This is a genomic window from Castellaniella daejeonensis (assembly GCF_039523555.1).
Taxonomy (GTDB): Bacteria; Pseudomonadota; Gammaproteobacteria; order Burkholderiales; family Burkholderiaceae_B; genus Castellaniella; species Castellaniella daejeonensis.
This window is the reverse complement of the sequence record NZ_BAAAFN010000015.1, coordinates 368,377-394,165: the sequence shown is the minus strand read 5'-3', so window position 1 is coordinate 394,165 and position 25,789 is coordinate 368,377. Positions and strand designations below refer to the sequence as shown.

At 68.4% G+C, this 25,789-nt stretch carries 23 protein-coding genes; 9 read left to right on the top strand and 14 right to left on the bottom strand.

The genetic code is table 11. The features are described 5' to 3' along the window. Nucleotides 1-7: 7 nt before the first annotated feature. Nucleotides 8-832 carry a ComFC family protein gene (locus ABD022_RS11530; protein WP_343821401.1) on the bottom strand — a complete coding sequence of 275 codons (825 nt, stop codon included), beginning with the start codon at nt 830-832 and terminating at the stop codon, nt 8-10. 74 nt (nt 833-906) lie between these two features. Here ABD022_RS11530 and ABD022_RS11525 point away from each other — a divergent pair, with 74 nt between their 5' ends. Further along, on the top strand, nt 907-1,863 hold the full coding sequence (locus ABD022_RS11525) for a methyltransferase domain-containing protein (protein ID WP_325124347.1): 957 nt from the start codon (nt 907-909) through the stop codon (nt 1,861-1,863). On the opposite strand, the gene rimO is transcribed toward ABD022_RS11525, so the two are convergent. Continuing rightward, nucleotides 1,860-3,182, bottom strand: a complete 1,323-nt coding sequence (rimO, locus tag ABD022_RS11520) for a 30S ribosomal protein S12 methylthiotransferase RimO (RefSeq protein WP_325124348.1) — start codon at nt 3,180-3,182, stop codon at nt 1,860-1,862. The two genes, ABD022_RS11525 and rimO, sit on opposite strands and share 4 nt — an antisense overlap. Nucleotides 3,183-3,394: 212 nt before the next feature. On the opposite strand from rimO, the gene rsmB reads away from it, so the two are divergent. The 4 genes from rsmB to ABD022_RS11500 all read left to right on the top strand — a co-directional run bounded on the left by rsmB (nt 3,395) and on the right by ABD022_RS11500 (nt 8,459). After that, on the top strand, nt 3,395-4,747 hold the full coding sequence (rsmB, locus tag ABD022_RS11515) for a 16S rRNA (cytosine(967)-C(5))-methyltransferase RsmB (protein ID WP_343821399.1): 1,353 nt from the start codon (nt 3,395-3,397) through the stop codon (nt 4,745-4,747). A 95-nt stretch (nt 4,748-4,842) separates the two neighbouring features. Beyond that, nucleotides 4,843-5,412 (top strand): DUF4390 domain-containing protein, encoded by a 570-nt coding sequence (locus ABD022_RS11510; RefSeq protein ID WP_343821397.1) that lies wholly within the window; start codon nt 4,843-4,845, stop codon nt 5,410-5,412. Next, nucleotides 5,412-7,745: a sensor histidine kinase gene (locus ABD022_RS11505; protein ID WP_325124514.1), complete on the top strand. Its 2,334-nt coding sequence runs from the start codon at nt 5,412-5,414 to the stop codon at nt 7,743-7,745. The genes ABD022_RS11510 and ABD022_RS11505 overlap by 1 nt, the downstream gene beginning before the upstream one ends. A gap of 6 nt (nt 7,746-7,751) precedes the next feature. Next, on the top strand, nt 7,752-8,459 hold the full coding sequence (locus tag ABD022_RS11500; RefSeq protein WP_325124351.1) for a response regulator: 708 nt from the start codon (nt 7,752-7,754) through the stop codon (nt 8,457-8,459). Between the two features lie 48 nt (nt 8,460-8,507). On the opposite strand, the gene fmt is transcribed toward ABD022_RS11500, so the two are convergent. Both fmt and def read right to left on the bottom strand, forming a co-directional pair. Next, nucleotides 8,508-9,470 carry a methionyl-tRNA formyltransferase gene (gene fmt, locus ABD022_RS11495; RefSeq protein WP_343821395.1) on the bottom strand — a complete coding sequence of 321 codons (963 nt, stop codon included), beginning with the start codon at nt 9,468-9,470 and terminating at the stop codon, nt 8,508-8,510. After that, entirely contained in the window at nt 9,471-9,995 is a 525-nt protein-coding gene (def, locus tag ABD022_RS11490; protein WP_325124353.1) for a peptide deformylase, read from the bottom strand. A gap of 113 nt (nt 9,996-10,108) precedes the next feature. Between def and dprA the strand changes: the two genes are divergently transcribed. Genes dprA through ABD022_RS11475 form a run of 3 tightly spaced genes read left to right on the top strand, consistent with a single transcriptional unit; the run spans nt 10,109 to nt 12,759 of the window. After that, on the top strand, nt 10,109-11,338 hold the full coding sequence (gene dprA, locus ABD022_RS11485; RefSeq protein ID WP_343821393.1) for a DNA-processing protein DprA: 1,230 nt from the start codon (nt 10,109-10,111) through the stop codon (nt 11,336-11,338). A gap of 42 nt (nt 11,339-11,380) precedes the next feature. Continuing rightward, nucleotides 11,381-12,286 carry a hydroxymethylglutaryl-CoA lyase gene (locus tag ABD022_RS11480; RefSeq protein WP_325124355.1) on the top strand — a complete coding sequence of 302 codons (906 nt, stop codon included), beginning with the start codon at nt 11,381-11,383 and terminating at the stop codon, nt 12,284-12,286. Next, on the top strand, nt 12,283-12,759 hold the full coding sequence (locus ABD022_RS11475) for a hypothetical protein (protein ID WP_325124356.1): 477 nt from the start codon (nt 12,283-12,285) through the stop codon (nt 12,757-12,759). The genes ABD022_RS11480 and ABD022_RS11475 overlap by 4 nt, the downstream gene beginning before the upstream one ends. 14 nt (nt 12,760-12,773) lie before the next feature. Here ABD022_RS11475 and ABD022_RS11470 read toward each other — a convergent pair whose 3' ends face one another. The 8 genes from ABD022_RS11470 to ABD022_RS11435 form a co-directional block, all read right to left on the bottom strand. Next, nucleotides 12,774-13,790 carry an amino acid ABC transporter substrate-binding protein gene (locus tag ABD022_RS11470; protein WP_325124357.1) on the bottom strand — a complete coding sequence of 339 codons (1,017 nt, stop codon included), beginning with the start codon at nt 13,788-13,790 and terminating at the stop codon, nt 12,774-12,776. Nucleotides 13,791-13,889: 99 nt separating this feature from the next. Then, the gene (locus tag ABD022_RS11465) at nt 13,890-15,161 is read right to left on the bottom strand and encodes a phenylacetate--CoA ligase family protein (protein ID WP_325124358.1); all 1,272 of its coding nucleotides are present in this window, start codon (nt 15,159-15,161) and stop codon (nt 13,890-13,892) included. A gap of 14 nt (nt 15,162-15,175) precedes the next feature. Then, complete coding sequence (locus ABD022_RS11460) at nt 15,176-16,003, bottom strand: ABC transporter ATP-binding protein (protein ID WP_325124359.1); 828 nt, start codon at nt 16,001-16,003, stop codon at nt 15,176-15,178. A gap of 55 nt (nt 16,004-16,058) precedes the next feature. After that, a complete protein-coding gene (locus ABD022_RS11455) occupies nt 16,059-17,336 on the bottom strand; it encodes an ABC transporter substrate-binding protein (RefSeq protein ID WP_325124515.1) in 1,278 nt (425 codons plus the stop codon). Nucleotides 17,337-17,477: 141 nt separating this feature from the next. Beyond that, on the bottom strand, nt 17,478-18,539 hold the full coding sequence (locus ABD022_RS11450) for a branched-chain amino acid ABC transporter permease (protein WP_325124360.1): 1,062 nt from the start codon (nt 18,537-18,539) through the stop codon (nt 17,478-17,480). Between the two features lie 12 nt (nt 18,540-18,551). Then, nucleotides 18,552-19,481 (bottom strand): branched-chain amino acid ABC transporter permease, encoded by a 930-nt coding sequence (locus ABD022_RS11445; RefSeq protein WP_325124361.1) that lies wholly within the window; start codon nt 19,479-19,481, stop codon nt 18,552-18,554. A 28-nt stretch (nt 19,482-19,509) separates the two neighbouring features. Further along, nucleotides 19,510-20,331, bottom strand: coding sequence for an ABC transporter ATP-binding protein (locus ABD022_RS11440; RefSeq protein WP_325124362.1), 822 nt, complete (start codon nt 20,329-20,331; stop codon nt 19,510-19,512). Further along, nucleotides 20,332-22,293 (bottom strand): AMP-dependent synthetase/ligase, encoded by a 1,962-nt coding sequence (locus ABD022_RS11435; RefSeq protein WP_325124363.1) that lies wholly within the window; start codon nt 22,291-22,293, stop codon nt 20,332-20,334. Nucleotides 22,294-22,440: 147 nt separating this feature from the next. Between ABD022_RS11435 and ABD022_RS11430 the strand changes: the two genes are divergently transcribed. Next, complete coding sequence (locus tag ABD022_RS11430; protein WP_343821389.1) at nt 22,441-23,115, top strand: Crp/Fnr family transcriptional regulator; 675 nt, start codon at nt 22,441-22,443, stop codon at nt 23,113-23,115. Between the two features lie 20 nt (nt 23,116-23,135). Here the strand turns inward: ABD022_RS11430 and ABD022_RS11425 are convergent, their stop codons facing one another. Beyond that, nucleotides 23,136-23,855 (bottom strand): ABC transporter ATP-binding protein, encoded by a 720-nt coding sequence (locus ABD022_RS11425; protein WP_325124365.1) that lies wholly within the window; start codon nt 23,853-23,855, stop codon nt 23,136-23,138. After that, entirely contained in the window at nt 23,849-25,789 is a 1,941-nt protein-coding gene (locus tag ABD022_RS11420; RefSeq protein WP_325124366.1) for a branched-chain amino acid ABC transporter ATP-binding protein/permease, read from the bottom strand. Before ABD022_RS11420 ends, ABD022_RS11425 begins: the two co-directional genes overlap by 7 nt.

The following is a 25,789-nucleotide window of genomic DNA, read 5'->3' as shown; positions in this document are numbered from 1 at the left end:
GCGGGCCCTATTGTAGAACCCGGCCGCGGCCCCGCCCGCCGTCTCTTCCGCTTCCGGGGCTTACGGCGCGGGCCAGGACCCAGCCTTCCACCCGGACGGCACCGGCTTCCTTCAGCGCCGACGCCACCGCCTGCAGCGTCGCGCCCGTGGTCAGCACATCGTCCACCACCGCAATCCGTCGGCCGGACAAAGGCCGCGCGGAATCGGCCGCAGACCCCGACAATGCCCGATGCGCCGGCGGCGCCGGGTGCGGTCGGCCTGCGGCCCCGAAGGCCGTGAAGACCCCGACCTGGGCCCGCAGGCGCAGCGCGCGGTCCAGCACCGCCTGGCGTTCTCCTTCGCGCATCCGCCGCACCCCGTCCAGATGGCAGCGCAGGCCCAGCCGGCGGGCCAGCAGCCGGGCCACCTCGGCCGGCGGGCTGAAACCACGCCGCCGCAGCGACTCGCGCCGGGCGGGCACCGGCACGACCCAGTCCGGCCGCGGGTTCCCGGCCTCGCCGGCAAGCACCGCCCGCACCAGCAGGTCTGCCAGCGGCCGTGCCAGGGACAGGCGGCGGCGGATCTTGTAATCCCGGATCAGGTCGCGGCCCAGCCCGGCATAGTCGAAGGCCGCCACCACGCGGTCGTAGGCCGGTGGTTCGGGACCGCAGTCCGGGCACCCCCCCACTTCGTCCAGGGGATGCGCGCAGCGCCCGCAGCATGGCCTCGCCGGGTCGGGCCGCAGGCTCGCCAGGCAGGCGGCACACAACCCCTGGCCGCCCTGGCGCCGGCCGCAACCAGGGCAGTCGGCGGGGATCCAGTCGCGCCAGCGGCCGATCGGCAGATGCAGCATAATGGCGTGTCCTTCCGCAGGAAATCTCCATCACAGCATGCTTCGGGCCTTCCCGGGGCAGGCCTTGATCGTTTATGCCACAGCTTCCCCGACTGCCCATCGACTCCCAGGCCGTGACGCGCCAGTTCGCCCGGCGCGCGCCCCTGGACGCCCCCCAGTTCCTGTACGGGGAAATCGCCCAGCGCATGCTGCGCCGCCTGAGCTACATCCGCATCGATCCGCACGACATCCTGGATGCGGGATGCGGCGCAGCCCATGCCCTGGATCCGCTGCGCGCCCGCTACCCCGACCAGCGCTACATCGGACTGGACGCCTGCGAAACGCTGCTGGATACGGCCCGCGAACGCTACGCGACCAAGCCCGGATTCTGGCACCGGCTGCGCAACAAACCCACGCCGAAGCCGGCATTCATCCAGGCCGATCTGGCCGAAACCGGCCTGCCGGACGAAAGCCTGGACCTGGTCTGGTCGAACCTGGCCCTGCACTGGCACCCGGAACCCCACCTGGTGCTGCAGGAATGGCGGCGCGTTCTGCGCAATGACGCCCTGGCGATGTATTCAAGCCTGGGACCGGGCACCTTCCGCGAATTGCGCGAGGCCCTGGCCGAGGCCGACCTGGATACACGGCCCATGGAATTCGTCGACATGCACGACTTCGGCGACCTGATGCTGCAGGTGGGTTTCGCCGATCCCGTCATGGACCAGGAAATCATCACCCTGACCTACAAGACCGCGGACAAGCTGCTGGAAGACGTGCGCGCGCTGGGCGGCAACCCCCATCCCGAACGCCGCCGCGGCCTGCCCGGCCGCGCCTGGCGCGAACGCCTGGTCCGCGCCCTGGAACGCCGCCGCCATGCCGACGGCACGATCCACCTGAGCCTCGAAGTCGCCTACGGCCACGCCTGGCGCGTTGCCGCGCGGCGCGGGGTGTTCGGCGACCTGCCCGTCACCACGTTCAAGCGCGCCCGCCCGCTGGAACCGGGCAAGCAGCCCCCACGCGTGGTGCCGCGCAAGCCCGACGACCCGTCCTAGACCGGCACACCGTACAGGTCGTATTCGTCCGCGTCCTCGATCCGCACCCGGACCAGGTCGCCGGGCGCACAGCCGGCGGCATCGCGCAGCAGCACGCTGCCGTCGATTTCGGGCGCATCGGCCATGGAGCGCGCGGTGGCGCCGCCCTGCTCGTCGACCTCGTCCACCAGCACCGTCAGGGTGCGGTCGACCTTGGCCGCCAGGCGCTGCGTGGAGATCGCCTGCTGGTGCGCCATGAAGCGCTCCCAGCGTTCGGCCTTGACCTCGTCGGGCACGGGATCGGGCAGGTCATTGGCACGCGCGCCTTCGACCGGCGAATACTGGAAACAGCCGACGCGATCGAGCTGGGCTTCCGTCATCCAGTCCAGCAGATACTGGAAGTCTTCCTCCGTCTCGCCGGGAAAGCCGACGATGAAGGTGGAGCGCAGGGTCAGGTCGGGACAGGCCTCGCGCCACTGGCGGATGCGTGCCAGGGTGCGGTCCTCGAACGCGGGGCGTTTCATGGCCCGCAGGATGCGCGGGCTGGCGTGCTGGAACGGGATGTCCAGGTAAGGAAGGATGCGGCCTTCCGCCATCAGGGGGATCAGCTCGTCCACATGGGGATAGGGGTAGACGTAGTGCATGCGCACCCACACGCCGAATTCCCCCAGCGCGCGCGCCAGCGCGGTCAGCTGCGTCTTGACCGGGCGCCCGTCCCAGAACCCGGTGCGGTACTTGACGTCCACCCCGTAGGCGCTGGTGTCCTGGGAGATCACCAGCAGTTCCTTCACGCCGGCGTCCACCAGGCGGCGGGCCTCGCCCAGCACATCGCCGATCGGACGGCTGACCAGGCGGCCACGCATGGACGGGATGATGCAGAAGCTGCAATTGTGGTTGCAGCCTTCGGAGATCTTCAGGTAGGCGTAGTGGCGCGGCGTCAGGCGGATGCCCTGGGGCGGCACCAGGTCGACGTAGGGATCGTGCGGGCGTTCGTGCGGGGCGGCCTCGTGCACGGCGCGCACCACCTGTTCGTATTGCTGGGGCCCGGTGACGGCCAGCACCGCCGGATGCACGGAACGGATCATGTCGGCTTCCACGCCCAGGCAGCCGGTGACGATGACCTTGCCGTTCTCGACGATGGCCTCGCCGATGGCGTCCAGCGATTCGGCCTTGGCGCTGTCAATGAAGCCGCAGGTATTCACCACGACGACGTCGGCCCCTTCGTAGTCCGGACTGATGGTGTAGCCGTCGGTGCGCAGCTGGGTCAGGATGCGCTCGGAATCGACCAGGGCCTTGGGACAACCCAGGCTGACGAAACCGACACGGGGGGATTGGCTCATGTAATTCTCGGTGGGACGAAACAGGGATAACCGTCCATTTTAATCAATCGGTGCTAAAGTCCACGGAATCTGTACCAGGAGCCTCTGAATCAGCCGGGCAGACGGCGGCGGCGCGGCCCGGGATCGAGTGCCGTGCGTGCGCATCGGCCACCGCCGCGGCAGCCGCGCCGGCCGACCCGGAGGCTCTCCCAACCGCCACCCTGGATTTTTTCGTGCCGGAATCGCCACAATCCCCCGCCCTGTCCGACCAGTTGCTCGCTGCCGCCCGGGCCATCCGGGCCGTGCTGGAAGGCCAGTCCCTGTCGGATGCGCTGGAAGCCGCACCCGCCGCCCTGCGCCCGGCCGCCCAGGCCTTGTCCTTCCACGCCATGCGCCGTCTGGGCCATGCCCGGGCCGTGAGCGGGCTGCTGGTGCCGCGGCGCCCGCCGGAACGCCTGGTCGAATCCCTGATCCTGCTGGGACTGAGCCTGCTGGAAGCCAGCCTGCGGCAGGCCGAAGGCGTCCCGCAGCCGCCCGGCACACCGGTCTACCATGAGCACACCCTGGTCCACCAGCTGGTGGAAGCGGCCGCCGCCGACCGGCGCGCCCGGCCGGCCAAGGGCCTGATCAATGCCGTGCTGCGGCGCTACGGGCGCGAACGCGCAGCGCTGAACGCCGCGCTGGCCGACACGCCGGAAGCCGTCTGGAACCACCCCGGCTGGTGGATCGACACCGTGCGCGATGCCTGGCCGGACGACTGGCAATCGATCCTGAATGCCGCCGACCAGCCGCCCCCCATGGCCCTGCGCGCCAATGTCCGGCGCATTGCCCGGGACGCGCTGCAGGCGCGCCTGGACGAAGCCGGCCTGCGTGCCCGGCCCGTGGGCGAGGACGGCCTGGTCCTGGACGCGCCCCGCCCCGTGCGCGACATCCCCGGCTACGCGGAAGGCTGGTGGTCGGTGCAGGATCCGTCGGCCCAGCGAGCCGCGCAGCTGCTGCCGCTGCAAGACGGCATGCGGACGCTGGACGCCTGCGCAGCGCCCGGCGGCAAGACGGCCCACCTGCTGGAGCGCCACACGCTGCGCCTCACGGCGCTGGACAGCGACGCCCGGCGCCTGGAACGCGTGGGCGAAAACCTGCGGCGTCTGGGCCTGGAATCCTCCGACGTCGTGTTGCGCTGCGCCGATGCCGCACAGCCCGAGTCCTGGTGGGACGGGCAGCCCTACGACGCCATCCTGGCCGACGTGCCCTGCACCGCCTCGGGCGTGGTGCGGCGCCATCCCGACATCCGCTGGCTGCGCCGGGCCGACGACCTGGCGCGCACGGCGGCCCTGCAGGCCCGCATCATGGATGCGCTCTGGCCGCTGCTGGCCCCCGGCGGACACCTGCTGTACGCCACCTGCTCGATCTTCCCCCAGGAAGGCGAATCCCAGGTCCGCAGCTTCCTGGACCGGCATCCCGAAGCGCGGCGGCTGCCGGCGCCCGGCCACATCCTGCCCGGCGGCCCCGACGACGGCGACGGCTTCTTCTACGCCCTGCTGCACAAGACGCACGAGCCCGGGCCGGAGCCCGTCCCCGCAGGCTGACCCATGCCCGTCCAGGCCGGACCCGGCTTGCGCTTTGGCGCGTGCTCAACAATACTGCGACTGTTCGTGACTTTCCGCTCCACCGCAGCCAGCGCATGCCACGCTTCCTGATCTTCCTGGCCTTCAGCATCCTGTTCCTGGTGCCCCCGACCACCTGGGCCGAGGACGGCCAGGTCGTGCGCATCGAACCGGTGCTGCGCCAGGACCAGATCTTGCTGAACGCCGACATCGACTTCACGCTCGGCGACGAACAGCACGAGGCGGCCCGCAAGGGCGTCCCGCTGTATTTCACCGTGGACCTGGTCATCGAGCATCCGCGCTGGTGGTGGTTCGACAAGACGATCCTGTCGCTCAGCCAGACCTGGCGCATCCAGTACAACGCCCTGACGCGCCAATGGCGGGTCGGCACCGGCGATCTGTCCCTACCGGCCACGTCCCTGGACGAGGCCCTGGACCTGGTGCGCCACATCCGCGACTGGCCGCTCGGCAACGCCGACCTCTTCACGCCCGGCAGCACTTACCAGGGGCGGCTCCGGCTACGCCTGGACACATCGCGCCTGGCCCGCCCATTCCAGGTCGACGCCCTCAACAGCGCGGCCTGGTCCCTGACGACCCCATGGAAAGAGTTCACCTTTTCGATCTCCGACGCAACGCCCCGCGGCTGATCCGCTGGGCGCTGCGCTCCGCGCTGGGGGTCGCCGCTGCCAGCGCGATCGCTTTGCTGGGCCTGCTCGTCTGGTCCACCGGCAACGCATCGCGCTACGCGCAGCAATACGACATGCTGCTGCTGCTCAACGGCGTGCTGGCGATCGCCCTGATGTCCTGGGTGGCCATGCTCACCATCCGGCTGCTGCGCCAGATCCGGCGGCGCCAGTTCGGGGCCCGGATGACCGCCCGCTTCACGCTGTACTTCACCCTGATCGGCATCCTGCCTGGCGTGCTGATCTACGTGCTGTCGGTGCAGTTCATGTCGCGATCGATCGAATCCTGGTTCAACGTGCGGGTGGACACCGCGCTGGAAGCCGGCCTGAACCTGGGGCGCGCCGCCCTGGACGCCCAGCTCACCGAGCTCAGCGGCCGGGCACGCAACATGGCCCTGCGGCTGAACACCGCCAGCGACGCCGAGACATCCCTGCTGATCACTTCGCTGCGCGCCGCCAACGAAATCGACGAAGCGATGGTCTTCACCGGCAACAGCCGCCTGGTCGCCTTTTCCTCGTCGAACTTCAGCCAGCTGCTGCCGGACCTGCCGCCCAGCAGCGTCATGAACCAGTTGCGAGTCGCCCAGGGCTATGCGGCGGCCGAGGCCGACGCGACCCCCGGCGACGGGCCGACCAGCGACGGCCTGCACCTGCGCGTCATCATCCCGCTGGGGCCGGCTGCTTCCGACCGGCTGGGCAATCCCATGAGCCTGGGCGGCGACTCGCGCTGGCTGCAGGTGATCCAGGCCGTGCCCGAACGCATCGCCCGCAATGCCAGCCAGGTCCAGCAGGGCTTCCGCGACTACCAGGAACTGGCCCTGTCACGCCTGGGCCTGCGCAAGCTCTACGGCATCACGCTGACCCTGGCCCTGATCCTAGCCGTATTCGCCGCCGTGGTCGTGGCGCTGGCCGTCTCGCGGCGCCTGGTGCGGCCCCTGCTGACCCTGGCCTCGGGCACCCAGGCCGTCGGCGTCGGCGACTACCGCCCGCTGCCCGAACCACCCGCGCGCGACGAAGTCGGCCAGCTGACGCGATCCTTCAACGCCATGACGCGGCAGCTGGAGGAAGCCCGCCAGATGGTCGATCGCCACCGCCGCCAGCTGGAGCAAAGCAACCTGTACCTGGAATCGGTGCTCAGCAACCTGTCCTCGGGGGTGCTCGTGTTCGACCGCGCCTTCCGCCTGACGCTGTTCAACCAGGGCGCCCAGACCATCCTGCACGTCGACCTGCGCACCATCCAGGGCCGCCCGCTGGAAACCGCCGACGGCGCCCTGCCGATCGCCGGCCTGATCCGCCAGGCGTTCTCCGCCCACGACGCGGTGGAATCCACGCGCCCCTACTGGCAGCAGCAGTTCGAAGTCGAGCTGCAGGATGCGCCGGACAACGAACGCAAGAAGCACGTCGTCACCCTGCTGGCCCGGGGCACCCGGCTGCTGATGGATGGCCACGAGGACGGCTACCTGGTGGTGTTCGACGACATCAGCGAAGTGATCTCCGCCAACCGCACGGTTGCCTGGGGCGAGGTCGCCCGGCGCCTGGCCCACGAGATCAAGAACCCGCTCACGCCCATCCAGCTGTCGGCCGAGCGGCTGGCCATGAAACTGGCCGACCGCCTGGCGCCGGACGACGCCGCCATGCTGCAGCGGTCCACCCAGACCATCGTCAACCAGGTCGCTTCCCTGAAGCGCATGGTGGACGATTTCCGCGAATACGCCCGCACGCCGCCCGCGCAGATGCAGGACATCGACCTGAACGCCCTGCTGACCGAAGTCCTGACGCTGTACGGCTGGGATCCCGCCGAGCCGGCCCCGCCCCAGAGCGCCCCTGGCGCGGCCCGCTTCGATGCCCAGCTCGCGGCCGGCCTGCCGCCGATCCAGGGCGATCCGGCGCAATTGCGCCAGGTGATCCACAATCTGCTGGCCAATGCACGCGACGCCGCCTGCCAGCACGCCGCGCCCGGCACGGCCGAGATCCGCGTGCAGACCCGCCTGATCCTGCCGGACGACGAGACCGGCCACGCCCGCGTCCGCCTGACCGTCTCGGACAACGGCCCGGGCTTCGCGCCCGAGGTCCTGCACCGCGTCTTCGAGCCCTACGTGACGACCAAAACCACCGGCACCGGGCTGGGCCTGGCCATCGTCAAGAAGATCGTCGAGGAGCACGCCGCCCAGGTCGACATTTCCAACCGGACCGAAGGCGGAGCGCGCGTTTCCATCCTGTTTTCCAGGCTGGCCGCCGAGCCGGTCCGGCTGGACGCGCCCAGGCAAGCACACGATAATACGCAGAACAACAGGTGAGGTGATATGGCCAGAATTCTGGTGGTGGACGACGAAATAGGCATCCGCGAGCTGCTGTCCGAAATTCTCTACGACGAAGGCCACACGGTCGAACTCGCGGAAAATGCGGCGCAGGCCCGCGAATTTCGTCTCCGCCAGCGGCCCGACCTGGTGTTGCTCGACATCTGGATGCCCGACATCGACGGCGTCACCCTGCTGAAGGAATGGTCCAGCCAGGGGCTGCTGAACATGCCCGTCATCATGATGAGCGGCCATGCCACCGTGGACACCGCCGTCGAAGCCACCCGCATCGGCGCGGTGGACTTCCTCGAAAAGCCCATCACCCTGCAGAAACTGCTGAAGGCCGTGTCCTCGGGCCTGGCGCGTCCGGTGATTCCGGCCGCCATGCGCAGCCGCACCGAACGCCCCGCAACGCCCGATCCGGTCTTCACCCAGCCGCCCCCGCTGGCAGGCGCCGCCGCCACACAACCCCCGGCCGCGCCCCCCGCCGCTCCCGTCCACGACGACTCGCACCTGGGCCGGATTTCACTCAACCAGCCCCTGCGCGAAGCCCGCGACGAATTCGAGCGGATCTACTTCGAATACCACCTGCTGCACGAGAACCACAGCATGACACGGGTGTCCGAGCGCACCGGCCTGGAACGCACCCACCTGTACCGCAAGCTGAAACAGCTCGGCATCGACACCTCGCGCAAGAAATCGTCCGGAGGCTGACCAGGCGGCCACGCCGCCCGGTGCGGGAACGCGCCGCCAGGCGGCGCGTCAGGCCTGACCGCGGTAGGCCCTGACGAACTCGGCCGCCGGCTGGCGCCGCCCCCCGGGCTTCTGCAGCGCCGTCACGCGCAGCACGCCATCGGCGGTCGCCACGTCGATGCCGTCCGGCCCCATGTCCACGATCGTGCCGGGGGCCGGCACATCACGTCCGGGCCCGCCGCTGGCCGGCAGTGCCTGCGCCCCCCAGACCTTGACCGGCTGGTCGAATCCGGGCAGCGCCATCGTCGTGCCGGGAAATGGGTCGAACGCCCGCACCCGGCGGGCCAGTTCGACCGCGGGACGGGAAAAATCCAGCGGCGATTCGGACTTGAGCAGCTTGTCGGCGTAGCAGACGCCCGCTTCGGGCTGCGGCACCGGCGCCGGGGCATCCCCGGCTTCCAGCCGCGCGAGCACGTCCACGATGGCGCGCGCGCCGTCGGCCGCCAGGCCGTCATGCAGGCTGGCGCCGGTTTCGTCGGGCGCCAGCGGGCGTTCCACCCGGTACAGCATGTCGCCCGTGTCCAGCCCCGCATCCATCTGCATGATGGTCACGCCGCTGACGGCATCGCCCGCCTCGATCGCGCGCTGGATGGGCGCCGCACCGCGCCAGCGCGGCAGCAGGCTGGCATGGATGTTCAGGCAGCCGTGGCGCGGCAGGTCCAGCACCCATTGGGGCAGGATCAGGCCATAGGCCGCCACCACCATGACTTCCGGGGCCAGATCCTGCAATGCAGACCGGGCCGCCTCGGCATCCTCCGGATATTTGCCGTCCAGCCGCAGGCTGCGCGGCTGCAGCACCGGGATGCCGGCCGCCAGGGCGGCCTGCTTGACCGGGCTGGGCATGAGCTTCATCCCGCGTCCCGAGGGACGGTCGGGCTGGGTCAGCACACACGCGATCCGATGGCCCGCCCCGATCAGGGCGTCCAGGGCCAGACGGGCGAATTCGGGCGTTCCTGCGAAGGCAACCCGCATTCAGGCACCGGCGGCTTCGCGCTGGGCCTCGCGCTGCTGCTTGCGCAGGCGCGTGCGGATGCGGTTCTGCTTGAGCACGGACAGGTACTCGACGAAGACCTTGCCCAGCAGGTGATCCAGCTCGTGCTGCACGCACACCGCCAGCAGTCCTTCGGCGTCGAACTCGTAAGGCTCGCCGCGTTCGTCCAGGGCACGCACGTGGATGCGGGCGGAGCGTTCGACTTCGTCGTAGATGCCGGGCACCGACAGGCAACCTTCTTCATAGACCTGAAGTTCTTCGCTCTTCCAGGTGATCTCGGGATTGATCAGCACGTGCAGATCGTTGCCGTCTTCAGAAACGTCGATGACCACGACCCGCTCATGCACGTCCACCTGGGTCGCGGCCAGGCCGACGCCGGGAGCGGCGTACATGGTTTCCGCCATGTCGCGCACCAGCTGGCGGATGCGGTCGTCCACCTGCTGCACCGGCGCGGCGACCTTGTGCAGCCGGGGATCCGGGTATTTGAGAATGGGAAGCAGAGCCATGTCGAAAACCGTGACGATGATGCCAAAACTCCATGATAAATCAGGACCACGGCCTGGGACAGAAACCGCCCGCCCGCGCGAAACACGCCCGCAGTTCATGGCACACTGGCGCCATGCCTCTGAATGCCTCTGAAACCGAACTGCGCGCCTGGATCCGCCTGAGCCTCGAACCCGAGCTGGGCGCGGCCCGGATCCGCCTGCTCCTGTCGGTCTTCGGCATGCCGCAGGACATCGTCGCAGCCACCACCGGCAGCCTGGCCCGCTACCTGGACCCGGCCATGGCGGCCCGCCTGCGCCAGCCGCCCGGCCCGGAACTCCAGTCCGCAATCGACCGGACGCTGGAGTGGCTGCAGGCTGCCGACCACCACCTGCTGACGCTGGCCGACCCCCACTACCCGCGCGCGCTGTACGCGCTGGCCGACCCGCCGCCGCTCCTGTATGCGCACGGCCGGCTCGACATCCTGACCCGCCCCATGCTGGCCATCGTCGGCGCGCGCCATGCCACGGTGGACGGCGAGCGCAACGCCCACGCCTTCGCACGCCACCTGGCCCTGAAAGGCTGGTGCGTGGTCAGCGGCCTGGCCAGCGGCATCGACGGCGCGGCCCACGCAGGCGCCCTGGACGCCGGCGAAGCAGGCGGCAGCACCCTGGCCGTCCTGGGCACCGGCATCGACCGGGTCTATCCGCCCGCGCACCACACCCTGGCCCACCGCATTGCCACCCATGGCCTGCTGCTGTCGGAATTTCCCCTGGGGACGCCGGGGCTGCCCTATCATTTCCCGCAACGCAACCGCCTCGTCGCCGCCCTGGGCCAGGGCGTGCTGGTGGTAGAGGCCGCCGCCCGCAGCGGCTCCCTGACCACCGCCCGGCTGGCGGGCGAGCTGGGGCGCGAGGTCTTCGCCATCCCGGGCTCCATCCATTCCCCCCTGTCGCGCGGCTGCCACGCCCTGATCCGCCAGGGCGCCAAGCTGGTCGAATCCGGGCAGGACATCATCGAGGAACTGCGGCAAGGCGCGCTGCCGGGCCTGCGGACCCCGCCGGCACCCGACGCTGAAAAGGACATCGCGGCAGCCGATGCCGCCCCCGGGTCCGCACCCGAGGCATCGGCCGGCACCGCTGGCGAACCCGGCGCGGATACCAGTCCCGGCATCGGCCCCGACGCCCGCGCCCTGCTGGGGCGCATCGGCCGCGATCCGGTCGGCCTGGATATCCTGCAGGCGGACCTGGACTGGCCCATCGACCGTCTGATGAGCCAGCTGACCCTGCTGGAGGTTGCCGGCCGGATCGACCGGACCGGCAATGGCCGCTACCGGCGCCGGTCCGAGCCCCCGGCTGCGCTATGATGAACCCCTCTCCCGACCGGGAATCCCCCTTGGACGACATCCATGGCCGAACACATCAAGATCGTCGAAGTCGGGCCGCGCGACGGCCTGCAGAATGAAAAGCAGTTCGTCGACACCGCCGTCAAGATCGAGCTCGTCGACCGCCTGGCCGCGGCCGGCTTTGCCAACGTCGAGGCCGCATCCTTCGTGTCCCCGAAATGGGTGCCGCAGATGGCCGACGGCGCCGAGGTCATGGCCGGCATCGCCCGCCGGCCCGGTACGATCTATTCCGTCCTGGTGCCCAATCTGCGCGGCTTCGAGGGCGCCCAGGCGGCCCGCGCCGACGAAGTCGTGATCTTCGGCGCCGCCAGCGAGGCATTTTCCCAGCGCAACATCAACTGCTCCATCGCCGAATCCATCGCCCGCTTCGAGCCCGTGGCGGCTGCCGCGAAAGAAGCCGGCATGCGCCTGCGCGGCAGCATCAGCTGCGCCCTGGGCTGCCCCTACCAGGGCGAGACCCCGGTGGCCGCAGTGGTCGACGTGGCCGAACGCCTGCTGCGCCTGGGCTGCGACGAGATCGACGTGGCCGACACCATCGGCGTGGGCACGGCCGCCCAGGTCGGGCGCGTGCTGCGCGCCGTCGGCCAGGTCGCCGACCTGGGCTCCCAGGTCTCGGGGCATTTCCACGACACTTACGGCCAGGCCCTGGCAAACATCCTGGCGGCGCTGGACTGCGGCGTGCGCATCTTCCACAGCTCGGTCGCCGGGCTGGGCGGCTGCCCCTACGCCAAGGGCGCCACCGGCAACGTCGCCACGGAAGACGTGCTGTACCTGTTGCGCGGCCAGGGGCTGCATACCGGCGTGGACCTGGACGCCGTGGTGGACATCGGCCAATGGATCTCCGAACGCATCGGCCGCCCGACATCCAGCCGCGCCGGCCGCGCCCTGGCACTGAAGAAGGCCCAATGATGTCCCCTTTCGGCCGTCCTTCCCCCGAAGAACACGATGCCCTGATGGCCCAGATCGCCCCGCTGCCGCTGCGCGGCCGGGCCTGGCCCCGCTGGATCGCCGTCATCGCCTGGCTCATCATGGCCCTGATCGCGGTGCGCCTGGTCATGGTGCTGCAGCTCTCGCCCGAGCAGGCGCTGCCCATGCCGGTCATCGCCAGCATCGTGGTGTGCTTCGGCGCCCTGCTCTGGATGAGCGTCCACATGTGGACCTCGGTCACGGAAATCTCCGAATGGGGCATCCGCCAGTCCTGGATCACGCGCCGCGAAGTGCCCTGGGCCGAGATCCAGTCCACCAAGTTCATCCCGCTGTTCGCCTCGAAGAAGCTGGTGTGCTTTGTCCAGAAAGGCCGGCCCGTGGTCTTTCAGGCCGGCACGCCGGAACTGCAGGCAGCCTTCGCCCGCATCAGCCTGGTGTACCGGAAAAGAATGTAACGGGCGCGTACGGCCTAGCGGATCGGCAGCGGATACATCAGGCCGCCGTCCTTCCAGAGCGCGTTCAGGCCGCGCTGGATCTGCAAGGGGCTGCCCATGCCGACATTGCGGTCGAACGATTCGCCGTAATTGCCGACCTGCTTGATGATCCGGTAGGCCCACTGCTCGTCCAGGCCCAGGTTCTTGCCCGCACTGCCGGTCACGCCCAGCAGGCGCTGCACATTGGGATCGGCGCTCTTCAGCTGCGCGTCGACGTTGGCCGAGGTCACGCCCAGCTCTTCGGCGCCCGTCATGGCCTGGAAGCTCCATTTGACGATATTCAGCCAGGCGTCGTCCCCCTGGCGCACGAAGGGCCCGAGAGGTTCCTTGGAGATGATTTCCGGCAGGATCACATAGTCGGCAGGCTTGGTCAGCTTGGCGATGCGGATCGAAGCCAGGCCCGAGGCGTCGGTGGTGAACACGTCGCAGCGGCCGGCCGCGAACGCATTGACGACCTCGTTGAACTGCTCGATCACCACCGGCTTGTACTGCACGTTGTGGGCGCGCGCCCAATCGGCCATGTTCTGCTCGTTGGACGTGCCGGTCTGCATGCAGACCGTGGCCCCGTTCAGGTCGCGGGCCGAGGTGATGCCCAGGGACTTGGGCACCATGAAACCCTGGCCGTCGTAGAAGTTGATGGCGGCATGGATGGCACCCAGCGACGTATCGCGCGACTGCGTCACGGTGGTGTTGCGGGCCAGCAGATCGATCTCGCCCGACTGCAGGGCGGTGAAGCGCTGCTGCGCATTCAGGGGCACGATCTTGACCTTGGACGCGTCGCCCAGCACAGCGGCCGCAACGGCGCGGCACATGTCCACGTCCAGCCCCTTCCAGGCACCCTGGGCGTCGGGCGCAGAGAAGCCGGCGAAGCCGGTGGTAACGCCGCATTGCACGGCGCCGTGTTCCTTGACCACCGACAGGGTATCGGCCTGGGCCAGGGGCATGCCGGCGCCCAGCAGGGCCAGGCCGGCAATCATCTTGAATCCACGCATGGAAGGTCTCCCTCAGTCTGCTTCACGGATTTGCACATAGTAACTGAGGGAACCCGCGCCCCGCCATGCGCCGCATGCATGGCGCCGACGCCCCCCGAGTCAGTCGTAACGGCGAACGTCCTCGATCACCTTGCCGTCGTTGGGCAGGCTGCCTGCCGCCACGACTTCGACGACGGCCCGCAGCTTGGTCTGCTCGCGCACCGTGGCGGCCACGGCCTCGACGTCGAGCGCGGCGCCGGCCTCGACCCGCAGGGTCATGACATCGTGCCCCGCCTCGCCGGAAACCACCAGGCGCGCGCGGCCCACCTGCGGATGCCGGTCGAGCACACGGGCGATCTGCTCGGGATGCACGAACATGCCGCGCACCTTGGTCGTCTGGTCGGCGCGCCCCAGCCAGCCGCGGATGCGCAGGTTGGTCCGGCCGCAGGGCGAAACCCCCGGCATCAGGGCCGACAGGTCGCCGGTGCCGAAGCGCAGCAGCGGATAGTCGGGATTCAGGGTCGTGACCACCAGCTCGCCGACCTCGCCCTCGGGCACGGGCTGGCTGGTGCCGGGCCGGACGATCTCCAGGATCAGGTCTTCGTTGGCGACCAGGCCTTCGCGCGCAGGAGTTTCGAAGGCCACCATGCCCAGGTCGGCACTGCCATAGGCCTGGAAGCCCTGGATGCCGCGGTCCCGGAACCAGGCCTGCAGAGACGGCGGGTAGGCCTCGCCCGAAAACAGGGCCAGGCGCAGCGAAGGCAGCGCCACCCCCATCTCGTCGGCCTTTTCCAGGATGATGCGCAGGAAGCTGGGCGTGCCCGTGTAGGCTTGCGGCGCCAGGTCCGCCATGGCGCGCACCTGCTGTTCGGTCTGCCCGACCCCGCCGGGGAACACCGTGCAGCCCAGCGCATGGGCAGCGGTTTCCATCATGGAGCCGGCAGGGGTGAAATGATAGGAAAAGCAGTTGTGCACCAGCATGCCGGGGCGCACCCCCGCCGCATGCAGGGCGCGGGCGAAGCCCCAGTAGTCGGGGCGCGCGCCCTCGGGCTCGTAGATCGGCCCCGGCGAGGCGTAGACCCGTCGCGCCTCGCCCCAGCCCACGGTGGAGAACCCGCCGAACACGCGCAGGCGCTCGGCATCGACCGTGGTCCCCGGCGGCGCGATGCGGGCCGCGTGCTGGACTTGCAGCAATTCGCTCTTGCGCAGCACCGGCACGCGGGCCAGGGCCTGGCGGCAATCCAGCGAGGCGGGGTCGATGCCCCGCAACTGCCGGGCGATGGCCGGCGCCCCGGTCCGGGCCCGCTCCAGCGCGTCGGGCAAGCGCTGGAACAGCAACCGCTCGCGCTCCTCGGCGGGCTGGGTCTCGCGTGCATCGTAGTATGCCTGCATGCCATTCCCCCGTGTCAGGCCAGCCAGCGCTTGCGCCGGCGATAGAACTTGGTGTCGCGGAAACTGGTGCGGCCCGACCCCGAAACGCCCAGGTAGAACTCCTTGACGTCCTCGTTTTCGGCCAGCGCGCGGGCGGCGCCGTCCATCATCACGCGGCCGTTTTCCAGGATGTAGCCGTAGTCCGCATAGCGCAGGGCCACGTTGGTGTTCTGCTCCGCCAGCAGGAAACTGACGCCTTCGCGCTGGTTCAGGTCGCGCACGATCTCGAAGATTTCCTCGACGATCTGCGGCGCCAGCCCCATCGATGGCTCGTCCAGCAGGATCATGCGCGGGTCGGCCATCAGCGCCCGGCCGATCGCGGCCATCTGCTGCTCGCCGCCCGACGTATAGCCCGCCTGGCTCTTGCGGCGCTGCTTCAGGCGGGGGAAATAGCTGTAGACCCGCTCCAGCGCGGCGGCCAGGTCGGCGCGCCCCAGGCGCCGCGTGTAGGCGCCGGTGAGCAGGTTTTCCTCGATGCTCAGGTGGGCGAAGCAGTGGCGGCCTTCCATGACCTGAACCACGCCGCGCTGCACCAGGTCGGCCGGCGACAGGGACTCGATGCGTTCCCCGCGATACTCGATCCCGCCCTTGGTGACCTCGCCGCGCTCGCCACGCAGAAGATTGGAGATCGCCCTGAGGGTGGTGGTCTTGCCGGCGCCGTTGGCGCCCAGGAGCGCCACGATCCTGCCTTCCGGCACGGTCAGGGACACGCCCTTGAGCACCAGAATGACGTGGTTGTAGATGACCTCGATGCCGTTGACGTTCAACAGCACTGCGGGTTCGGGCGCCTGTGCGCTATCCATGGTTTCCTCTCCCAGGAGCCTCCCGGGGCCGGGCCAGGCCCGGCCCCGGCACGGCTTACTCGGCGGCGCAGTCGCGCGTCGGCAGTTTCTTCTCGGCGGCGTACTTCTCGCCCAGGGACTTCACCAGCGGCTGCACGTACTTCGGGTTGGACTGATACCAGTCGGACACGACATTGAATTTCTTGCCGTCCCACTGGATGATGCGCGCCCAGTCGTCGCCCATGTGGTTCTCGCACGAAGTCCGGACCGGCCGCATCAGCTTGGCGAAACCCAGCTGTTCCAGGCGTGCCTGGTCCAGGTTCAGGTTTTCGTAGCCCCAGCGCACCTGCTCGGGCGTCATGTGCTTGCCCTTGCCGAATTTTTCCTGGGCGGTGCGGATGGCTTCGACCTGCAGCATGGAAATCATCATGCCGCGCGTATAGGCCAGCGAACCGAAGGAAGTGCCGTCCTTGTCGGCGCCTTCGCCCTTGTCGTAGACGTATTTCTTCACGTCTTCATGCACCCGGCCGTGTTCGGCGCTGTTCTGGATGGTGATGCCGTTGTAGCCCTTGGCGATATCGCCCAGGTCGTTGACGTCGGTCTCGGAGCTGGCCCACCAGATGCCGTACATCTTGTCGCGCGGATAGCCCACGCCCTGGGCCTCGCGGATGGCGGTCGGGGTCATGATCCCGGCGCTCCAGAGGATGACGTAGTCGGGGCGGTTCTTGCGGATCTGCAGCCAGGTGGATTTCTGCTCCACCCCAGGGGCGGCGACCGGATAGAGCTGCAGGTCGAAGCCGTTGTCCTTGGCGCGTTCCTGGAGCAGCGGGATGGGTTCCTTGCCGAAGGGCGAGTCATGGTAGATCAGGGCGATCTTCTTGCCCTTGAGCTTGTCCTCGCCGCCCAGCTTCTTGGCGATGTCCTGGATCATCACGTCGGCGGCGGTCCAGTACGTGCCCAGCAGCGGGAAATTCCACTTGAAGACGCGGCCGTCGGCCGACTGCGACAGGCCGTAGCCCACCGTGATCACGGGCTGCCCGTCGACGATCGCCTTGTCGGTCACCGCGAAGGTGATGCCCGTGGACTGGGTATCGAAGCCGGAAGCACCGCCGCTCTTGTTCTTCAGGCGCTCGTAGCATTCCACGCCCTTGTCGGTGGAATACGCGGTTTCGCATTCTTCATAGACGATCTTGACGCCATTGACGCCCCCATCGCGCTCGTTGACGAGCTTGAGGTAGTCGATCTTGCCATTGGCCCAGGGAATGCCGAGCGGGGCGAACGAGCCGGTCCGGTAGACCAGCAGGGGAACGAACTGCTCTTCGGCGGCCTGTGCCGGGCCGGCGACACCCGCCATCCCCGCAGCAGCCAGCAAGGCGACGGCGGCGGTCTTCGTCAGTGCATGCTTCATCTGTAGCTCCTCCTGGTGCGTGTGGCACCTATCGTGTCAACAAAGAACGGGTCCGATCGAACGCCGCCCCAAAGCCCCCGCAGTCCATCAGTGGGGGAACGGCCAGATCCTGAGTTTTTCCTTGGCAATGCTCCACAGCCTGGCCAGACCATGCGGCTCCGCGATCAGGAAGAAGACGATCAGGAAGCCGAAAACCATGTGTTCGATGTGCGAAGCGACGTCCACCGGCATGTTCAGGCCAAGCCAGTGCGGCACGTTGGTGAGCAGCACCGGCACCAGCACCATGAAGGCCGCGCCGAAGAAACTGCCGACGATGGAGCCCAGGCCGCCGATGATGATGATGAACAGCAACTGCAGCGAACGGTTCAGGTCGAAGGCCAGGGGTTCCCAGGAACCCAGGTGGATGTAGGCCCAGAGCGCGCCGGCCACGCCGATGATGAACGAGCTGACGGCAAAGGCGGTGAGCTTGGCATACACCGGACGGATGCCGATCACGGCGGCGGCCACGTCCATGTCGCGGATCGCCATCCACTGCCGGCCGATGGCGCCGCGCACCAGGTTCTTGGCCAGCAGGCCGATGACCGCCACGAAGCACAGCACGAACAGGTATTTCTGCACGGGCGTGATCACCGGCAGGCCGAAGGCATCGAGCGCCGGAACGGACACATTGCCCGAAGAGGAATAATTGGTGAAATAGGGAATGCGCAGGAAGGCCCAGTCCATGAAGAACTGCGCCGCCAGCGTGGTCACCGCCAGGTACAGGCCGCGGATGCGCAGGCTGGGCACGCCGAACACCACCCCCACCAGCGTGGCGAGCACGCCGCCCAGCAGGATCTGCACCACCAGCGGCAGGTCGAGCCGCACGCCGAAGTTCCAGGCGGCATACGCGCCCACCGCCATGAAGGCCCCCGAGCCGATGGAGATCTGGCCGCAATAGCCGACCAGGATGTTCAGGCCGATGGCTGCCAGCGCCAGGATCAGGAAGGGGATGAAGATCGCCTGCAGGAAGTAGTTCGACGCCAGCAGGGGAACGGCGACGAAGGCAACCAGCAGCAGGCCGGCGACGAACCAGCGGTCCTGGCGGATCGGGAAGATCTGCTGGTCCGAACGGTAGGAGCTCTTGAACTGGCCGTTTTCACGATAGAACATGGGCTGGGCTTCCTAAACGCGGTCGATGATTTTTTCGCCGAACAGACCCTGGGGCCGGAACAGCAGGAACACCAGGGACAGCACGTAGGCGAACCAGATCTCGATGCCTCCGCCCACGAAGGGGCCCAGGTAGACTTCGGAGAGCTTTTCGCCCACACCGATGATGAGACCGCCGACGATGGCGCCGGGCACCGAGGTCAGGCCGCCCAGGATCACCACGGGCAGCGCCCGCAGGGCAGCCGTGGACAAGGTGAACTGCACCCCGAATTTCGACCCCCAGACGATGCCCGTGACCAGGGCCACCAGGCCGGCCACCGTCCAGACCACCACCCAGATGCGGTTCAGCGGGATGCCCACCGATTGCGCGGCCTGGTGGTCGTCGGCGACGGCGCGCAGCGCACGGCCCACCGTGGTGTACTGGAAGAAGAAGGCCAGCACCGCCACCAGCACGGCGGCGACGACGGCGGCCGTCAGATCTTCGAGGCTGACCAGCACGCCGCCGTCGAAGAGCGTGTCCATGATGATGACCGGATCCTTCGGCATGCCGACATCGATCGCATACACCGAGCTGCCGAACAGGATCTGGCCGATGCCGTCCAGGAAATAGCTGATGCCGATGGTGGCCATCAGCAGCGTGGTGGCTTCCTGGTTGACCAGATGGCGCAGAACCAGGCGTTCGACCAGCACGGCCACCAGCCACATGAACAGGGCGCTGAGGGCGAAGGCCAGCAGGTTGGCCAGTATCGGCGAATCCCCGCCCAGCCAGTCGCCGATCCAGCCCGACAGCCGGGCCATGGCGAGCGCCGCGATCAGCACCATGGCGCCCTGGGCGAAGTTGAACACCCCGGAGGCCTTGAAGATCAGCACGAAGCCCAGTGCCACCAGGGCATAGAGCATGCCGCTCATCAGGCCGCCGATCACTGTTTCCAGAAAGAATCCCATTGCGACTCCTTGAATGGCGCGGCCGGCCCTAGTGGCTGGCGCCCAGATAGGCCCGGATGACCTCGGGATTGCTGCGCACTTCGTCGGGCGTGCCGTCGCCGATCTTGCGGCCGTAGTCCAGCACCACGACCCGGTCGGAAATGTCCATCACCACGCCCATATCGTGTTCGATCAGCACGATGGTGGTGCCGTATTCGTCGTTCACGTCGAGGATGTAGCGGCTCATGTCCTGCTTTTCCTCGATGTTCATGCCCGCCATGGGCTCGTCGAGCAGCAGGATGCGCGGCTCCATGGCCAGGGCGCGGCCCAGGTCCACGCGCTTCTGCAGGCCGTAGGGCAGGCGGCCGACCGGCGTCTTGCGCCAGGCCTGGATTTCCAGGAAATCGATGATGTTCTCCACCACCTCGCGGTGGGCGATTTCCTCGCGTTCGGCCGAGCCCAGCCGCAGCGCCTGGGCCAGCACGCCGGCCTTCATGCGCAGGTTGCGGCCCGTCATGATGTTGTCCAGCACGCTCATGCCCTTGAACAGGGCCAGGTTCTGGAAGGTGCGCGCAATGCCCATTTCGGCAGCGCGGCGCGGATTCATCCGGGTGAACTGCTGTTCCTGCAGCAGGATGCGGCCTTCCTGGGGCGTATAGACGCCGTTGATGACGTTCAGCATCGAGCTCTTGCCGGCGCCGTTGGGGCCGATGATGGCGCGGATCTCGTGCTCGCGCACGTCGAAGGATATGTCCGTCAGCGCCTTGACCCCGCCGAAGGACAGGGAAATGTTCTGCAGGTCGAGGATGACATCGCCGATCCGTCCGGCCCGGGCCGTTTCCGGGGTCTTTTCCATCGCCAGTTCCGTCATTCAGGCCACCTTCTTCAGTGGTTCGGGCCGCACCACGGCCGCGGGTTCGATGCGCAGGTCGGCGGAAATGCGGCCCGTGCGGCCGTCCTCGAACTTGACCTCGGTCTCGATGAACTGGCTCGGACGGCCCTCGAACAGGGCCTCGACCAGCACGGCGTATTTCTGCGCGATGAAGGCGCGGCGAACCTTGCGGGTGCGGGTCAGCTCGTCGTCGTCCGGGTCCAGTTCCTTGTGCAGGATCAGGAAGCGGCTGACCTGCGAGGCCGACAGCTTCGGATCCTGGGCGAGATCGGCGTTGACCTGCTCGACGCAATCCCGGATCAGGGCGTAGACCTCGTCCTTGCCGGCCAGGTCGGTGTAGCCGGCATAGGGCAGGCCGCGGCGCTCGGCCCAGTTGCCGACCGCTTCCAGGTCGATGTTGATGAAGGCGCAGACCTCGGGGCGGTCGGCCCCGAAGGCGACGGCTTCCTTGATGAAGGGGAAGAACTTCAGCTTGTTCTCGATGTACTTGGGCGCGAACAGGCTGCCATCGGCCAGGTGGCCGACGTCCTTGGCGCGATCGATGATCTTCAGCTGGCCGTCGGCATCCAGGTAGCCCGCGTCGCCGGTGTGGTACCAGCCGTCTTCCGTGTAGGACTCGGCCGTCGCCGTGGGATTGCGGTAATAGCCCGAAAACAGGCCCGGGCTGCGCAGCTGGATCTCGCCGTTCTCGGCCACGCGAATCTCCACGCCCTCGCAGGGCGGGCCGACCGTGTCGTCGCGCACCTGCCCATTGGCCTGGACGCAGACGAAGACCGAGGTCTCGGTGGAACCGTAGAGCTGCTTCAGGTTGATGCCGATGGAGCGATAGAACACGAACAGGTCGGGGCCGATGGCCTCGCCGGCCGTATAGGCCACGCGCACCCGGCTCATGCCCAGCGTGTTGCGCAGGGGGCCGTAGATCAGCAGGTCGCCCAGGGCGTACTTCAGGCGGTCGAGCATGCCGACGCCCGCGCCGCCGTCCAGGATCCGGTCCCCCACCCGCCGCGCCAGGCCCATTGCCTTGCGGTACAGCCAGCGCTTGAAGCGGCCGGCGTCTTCCATGCGGATCGTGACGTGGGTCAACAGGCCTTCCAGCACGCGCGGCGGCGCGAAATAATAGGTAGGCCCGATGTCGCGCATGTCGATCGACACGGTTTCAGGGGATTCGGGGTGGTTGACGGTAAAGCCCGTGGTCAGGAACTGCGTGTAGGAAAACATGTTCTGCCCGATCCAGGCGGGCGGCAGGTAGGCCAGCACGTCCTCGCGGTCGGTCAGGCCTTCGAAGCGCTCGATCGCCCGCGCCCGGTCGATGAGCGCATGGTGGCTGAGCACCACGCCCTTGGGCTTGCCCGTGGTCCCGGACGTATAGAACATCGCCGCCGTGTCCTCGGGGCGGATCGCGGCGATGCGGCCGTCGATTTCTTCAGGATGCTGCCGCGCGCGCTCGTCGCCGTGCGACAACAGGGCTTCCCAGGCCATCAGGCGGGGATCGTCGTAATGGCGCAAGCCGCGCGGATCGTCGTAGACGACGTGGCGCAACGCCGGGCAGCGGTCCGAGATCTCGAGCATCTTGTCGACCTGCTCCTGGTCTTCGGCCACCACCACGCCGATCTCGGCGTCCTGGAGCACGTAGGCCATTTCCTCGGCGACGGCATCCTGGTAGAGCGGCACGGGAATGGCGCCCAGGCACTGGGCCGCCATCATGGCCATGTAGAGCCGGGGGCGGTTTTCGCCGACGACGGCGACGTGCTCTCCTGCACTGACTCCCAGGCCGGCCAGCCCGGAGGCCACGCGCCGGACTTCGGCCGCCACCTGCGCCCAGGTCAGCGTCTGCCAGATGCCCAGGTCCTTTTCCCGGATCGCGGGCCGCGAACCACGCACCCGCGCATGGTGCATCAGCAGGGCGGGGAACGTCGTCGCAGCGGTGGTTTCCTGTACCATGATGTCTCCTCGGCTTCGCGCGGATCCTGCAACGCGCGGCGCCTACAATGCGCCTCTGTGGGGCGGTGTCGTGAACTAAGGTACAGGCACCGATCCGCCCCGACTGTCGCAAATATGACATTCGATCTCGATCTAGGGTAAGTCCCCATGAACCTGTCTCAGGCTTTGCCGGCTCATGCCGCCTGGTTCGACCTGCTCGACGACGAACAGCAGGCGCGCGTCCTGCAGGACACCGCCGTGGCCCACGTCGAGGCCGGCACCATCGTCGAGCACAAGGGCATGATCGCCTGTTCCTGGATCGGCGTGCTCGAAGGGCTGGTGAAGGTCTCGGTGGGCAACGCCGAAGGCAAGCTGGCGTCGCTGACCGGGGTGCCGGCCGGCGGCTGGATCGGGGAAGGCTCGCTGCTCAAGCGCGAAGCCCGCAAGTACGACATCATCGCGCTGCGCCGCAGCACCATCGCCCGCCTGCGCGGCGATACGTTCTACTGGCTGCTGGACGCCAGCATCCCTTTCAACCGCTATCTGCTGCACCAGCTGAACGAGCGGGTGGCGCAGTTCATCGGCAAGGCCGAATACGACCGCCTGCTGGCGCCCGACGCCCGTGTCGCGCGCTGCCTCGCCGAGCTGTTCAACCCGCTGCTGTACCCCGGGAATTCCATGCGCCTGGAAATCACCCAGGAAGAAATCGGCTTCCTGGCGCGCATTTCCCGCCAGCGCACCAACCAGGCCCTGCGCACCCTGGAAGCCGCGCAGTTGCTGCGGGTCGAATACGGCGCCGTCCAGGTGCTGGACCTGGACGGGCTGAAGCACTACGGGATCTAGCGCTCGGGGCGCCGGCCGGGCTAGTGCCCGCCCAGGTAGGCCGCCGCGACGGCGGGATCGTTGCGCAGCCGCTGGGCGGGGCCCTCGACGGCGATGCGGCCGTTTTCCAGCACATAGCCGTAATCGGCAACCGCCAGTGCCGCCGCGGCGAACTGCTCCACCAGCAGCATCGTCACGCCTTCGGACTTCAGGCGCGAAATGATGCGGAACACCTCGTCGACCAGGATGGGGGCCAGACCCATGGACGGCTCATCGAGCAGCACCACCTCGGGGTTCAGCATGACGGCGCGCGCCATGGCCAGCATCTGCTGCTCGCCCCCCGACAGGGTGCCCGCCAGCTGCGTGCGCCGTTCCTTCAGGCGCGGGAACAGTTCCAGTGCGCGATCCAGGTCGCGGGCCACGTCGCCGCGCGCGCGGCTGCCCGTCAGGCGCGGAAAGGCGCCCAGCATCAGGTTGTCGGTGACGCTCAGCGTGGGAAAGACACGCCGGCCTTCCGGGGAATGCGCCAGGCCCAGGCGGGCGATCCGGTGTGAATCCAGGCCCTGGATCTGCCGATCGCCCAGGACGATGGTGCCCGCCGAAGGCCGCAGCATGCCCGATACCGCTCGCATGGTGGTGGTCTTGCCCGCTCCGTTCGACCCGATCAGGGTCACGACCTTGCCGGCAGGCACGTCCAGGCTGATGCCATGCAGCACCTTGACCTTGCCGTAGCCGGCTTCCAGGTTTTCGATCTTCAGCATGCCTGCGCTCCTGCCTGTTCGCCGCCCAGATAGGCTTCCACGACCCGTGGGTCGGCCTGCACGTCGGCGGGCAGGCCTTCGGCGATCTTCTGTCCGAAATCCAGCACCGACACCGCATCGCAGACCCCCATCACGACATCCATGTGGTGCTCGATGAGAATGACGGTGAGGCCCCGCGCCTTGAGCTTGCGCATGATGCCCAGCAGTTCCTCGATGTCCGGGGCCGTCAGGCCGGCCGCCGGTTCGTCGAGCAGCAGCAGCTGGGGGTCGAGCGCCAGGGCGCGGGCGATTTCCAGCAGGCGCTGCTTGCCGTAGGGCAGATTGCGCGCCTCTTCGTGGGCCAGCGGCGCCAGGCCGACGAATTCCAGCAGCCCGAGCGCCCGGGCACGGGCCCGGGATTCTTCGCGCCGCCAGTCGGGCGTACGCAGCGCGACGCCCGCCAGCCCGGTGGTGAAGGAATGATGCAGCCCGACCAGCACGTTTTCCAGGGCGCTCATCTCGCCGAAAAGCTGCACGTTCTGGAAGGTGCGCGCCACACCCCGGCCGGCGATCTGCGCGGACGTCAGGCCGGCCAGGTCGCGGCCGGCGAAGACCACGGAGCCGGACGTGGGCCGATAGATGCCCGTCAGCACGTTCATCATGGTGCTCTTGCCCGAGCCATTGGGCCCGATCAGCCCGTGGATCGTGCCGCGGCGGATTTCCAGGTCGACGCGGTTGAGGGCCTTGAGGCCGCCGAACTGCATCACGGCCTGATCGACGGCGAGCAGGATCCCGTGCGAGGCATCCGGCAGGCCGCCGTCCTCGGCCGGGGCCGCCTCGGGCGTCGGTTGTTCCGCCGGAGCCGCCACGGCCTGGGACCGGCCCAGGGCATGCATCAGGAAACCGACGATGCCATCGGGCAGGTAATAGACCACGAACAGGATCATCAGGCCGAAGATCGACAGCCGCCAGTCGGTCATCTGGTCCAGCGCCAGCGAGCCGCCGGCCAGAACCAGGGCGCCGATCACGGGCGCCGCCATGCGCGCGGGCGTGGCGCGGCCGCGCCGCACCGCCATCACGGCCCCCGCCACGACCAGCACCGCCAGACCCACGGCCAGCGGCCGGAAGGTGGACACGTCGTCGAGCATCTTGGGCAACAGCACGATGATGGCCGCCCCCAGCAGCGCACCCGAGCGCGTCTTGCGGCCGCCCATGATGAGTGCCAGCAGAAACAGCACCATCAGCTCGAAGGTGTAGGTATTGGGCGAGATGTATTGCTCGGAATAGGCATGCAGCGCGCCTGCCAGCCCGGCCAGCCCGGCGCTGATCACAAAGGCCACGACCTTGTAGCGATAGACCGAAACGCCCATGCAGTCGCAGGCGATGGGGCTGTCGCGCAGCGCCTCGAACGCGCGCCCGTAATGCGAGCGGGCGACGCGCTCGGTGAAAAGCACCGACAGCGCCAGCAGGGCCAGCACCAGCCAGAAGAACTCGGGGCCGCTCAGCATGTGGCCGGCGACGGTGGGCTTGTCCAGGCTGATGCCCAGAGGTCCCGCCGTGAGGAAATCCATCTCGTTGATCAGGATCTGGATGATGGTGCCGAAGGCCAGCGTGACCATCGCGAGATAGGGCCCGGTCACCCGCAGCGCAGGCAGAGCCAGGATCGCACCGAAGCCCGCCGTCACGACGACGGCGGCGGGCAGGGTGGCCCAGAAGGGCAGGTCCAGGTGCAGGACCAGGGTGCCCACGACATAGGCGCCGATCCCGAACAGCCCCGCGTGACCCAGGGACACCTGGCCGGTGTAGCCCACCACGATGTCCAGACCGAGCAGCAGGACCGCGTAGATCAGGATGGTCTCGATCAGGTGCAGGTAATAGGGATTGTCGACGGCGAGCGGCACCATCGCCAGGATGGCGGCCAGCGCGGCGAAGGACAGCAGATGCTTCTTGTTCAT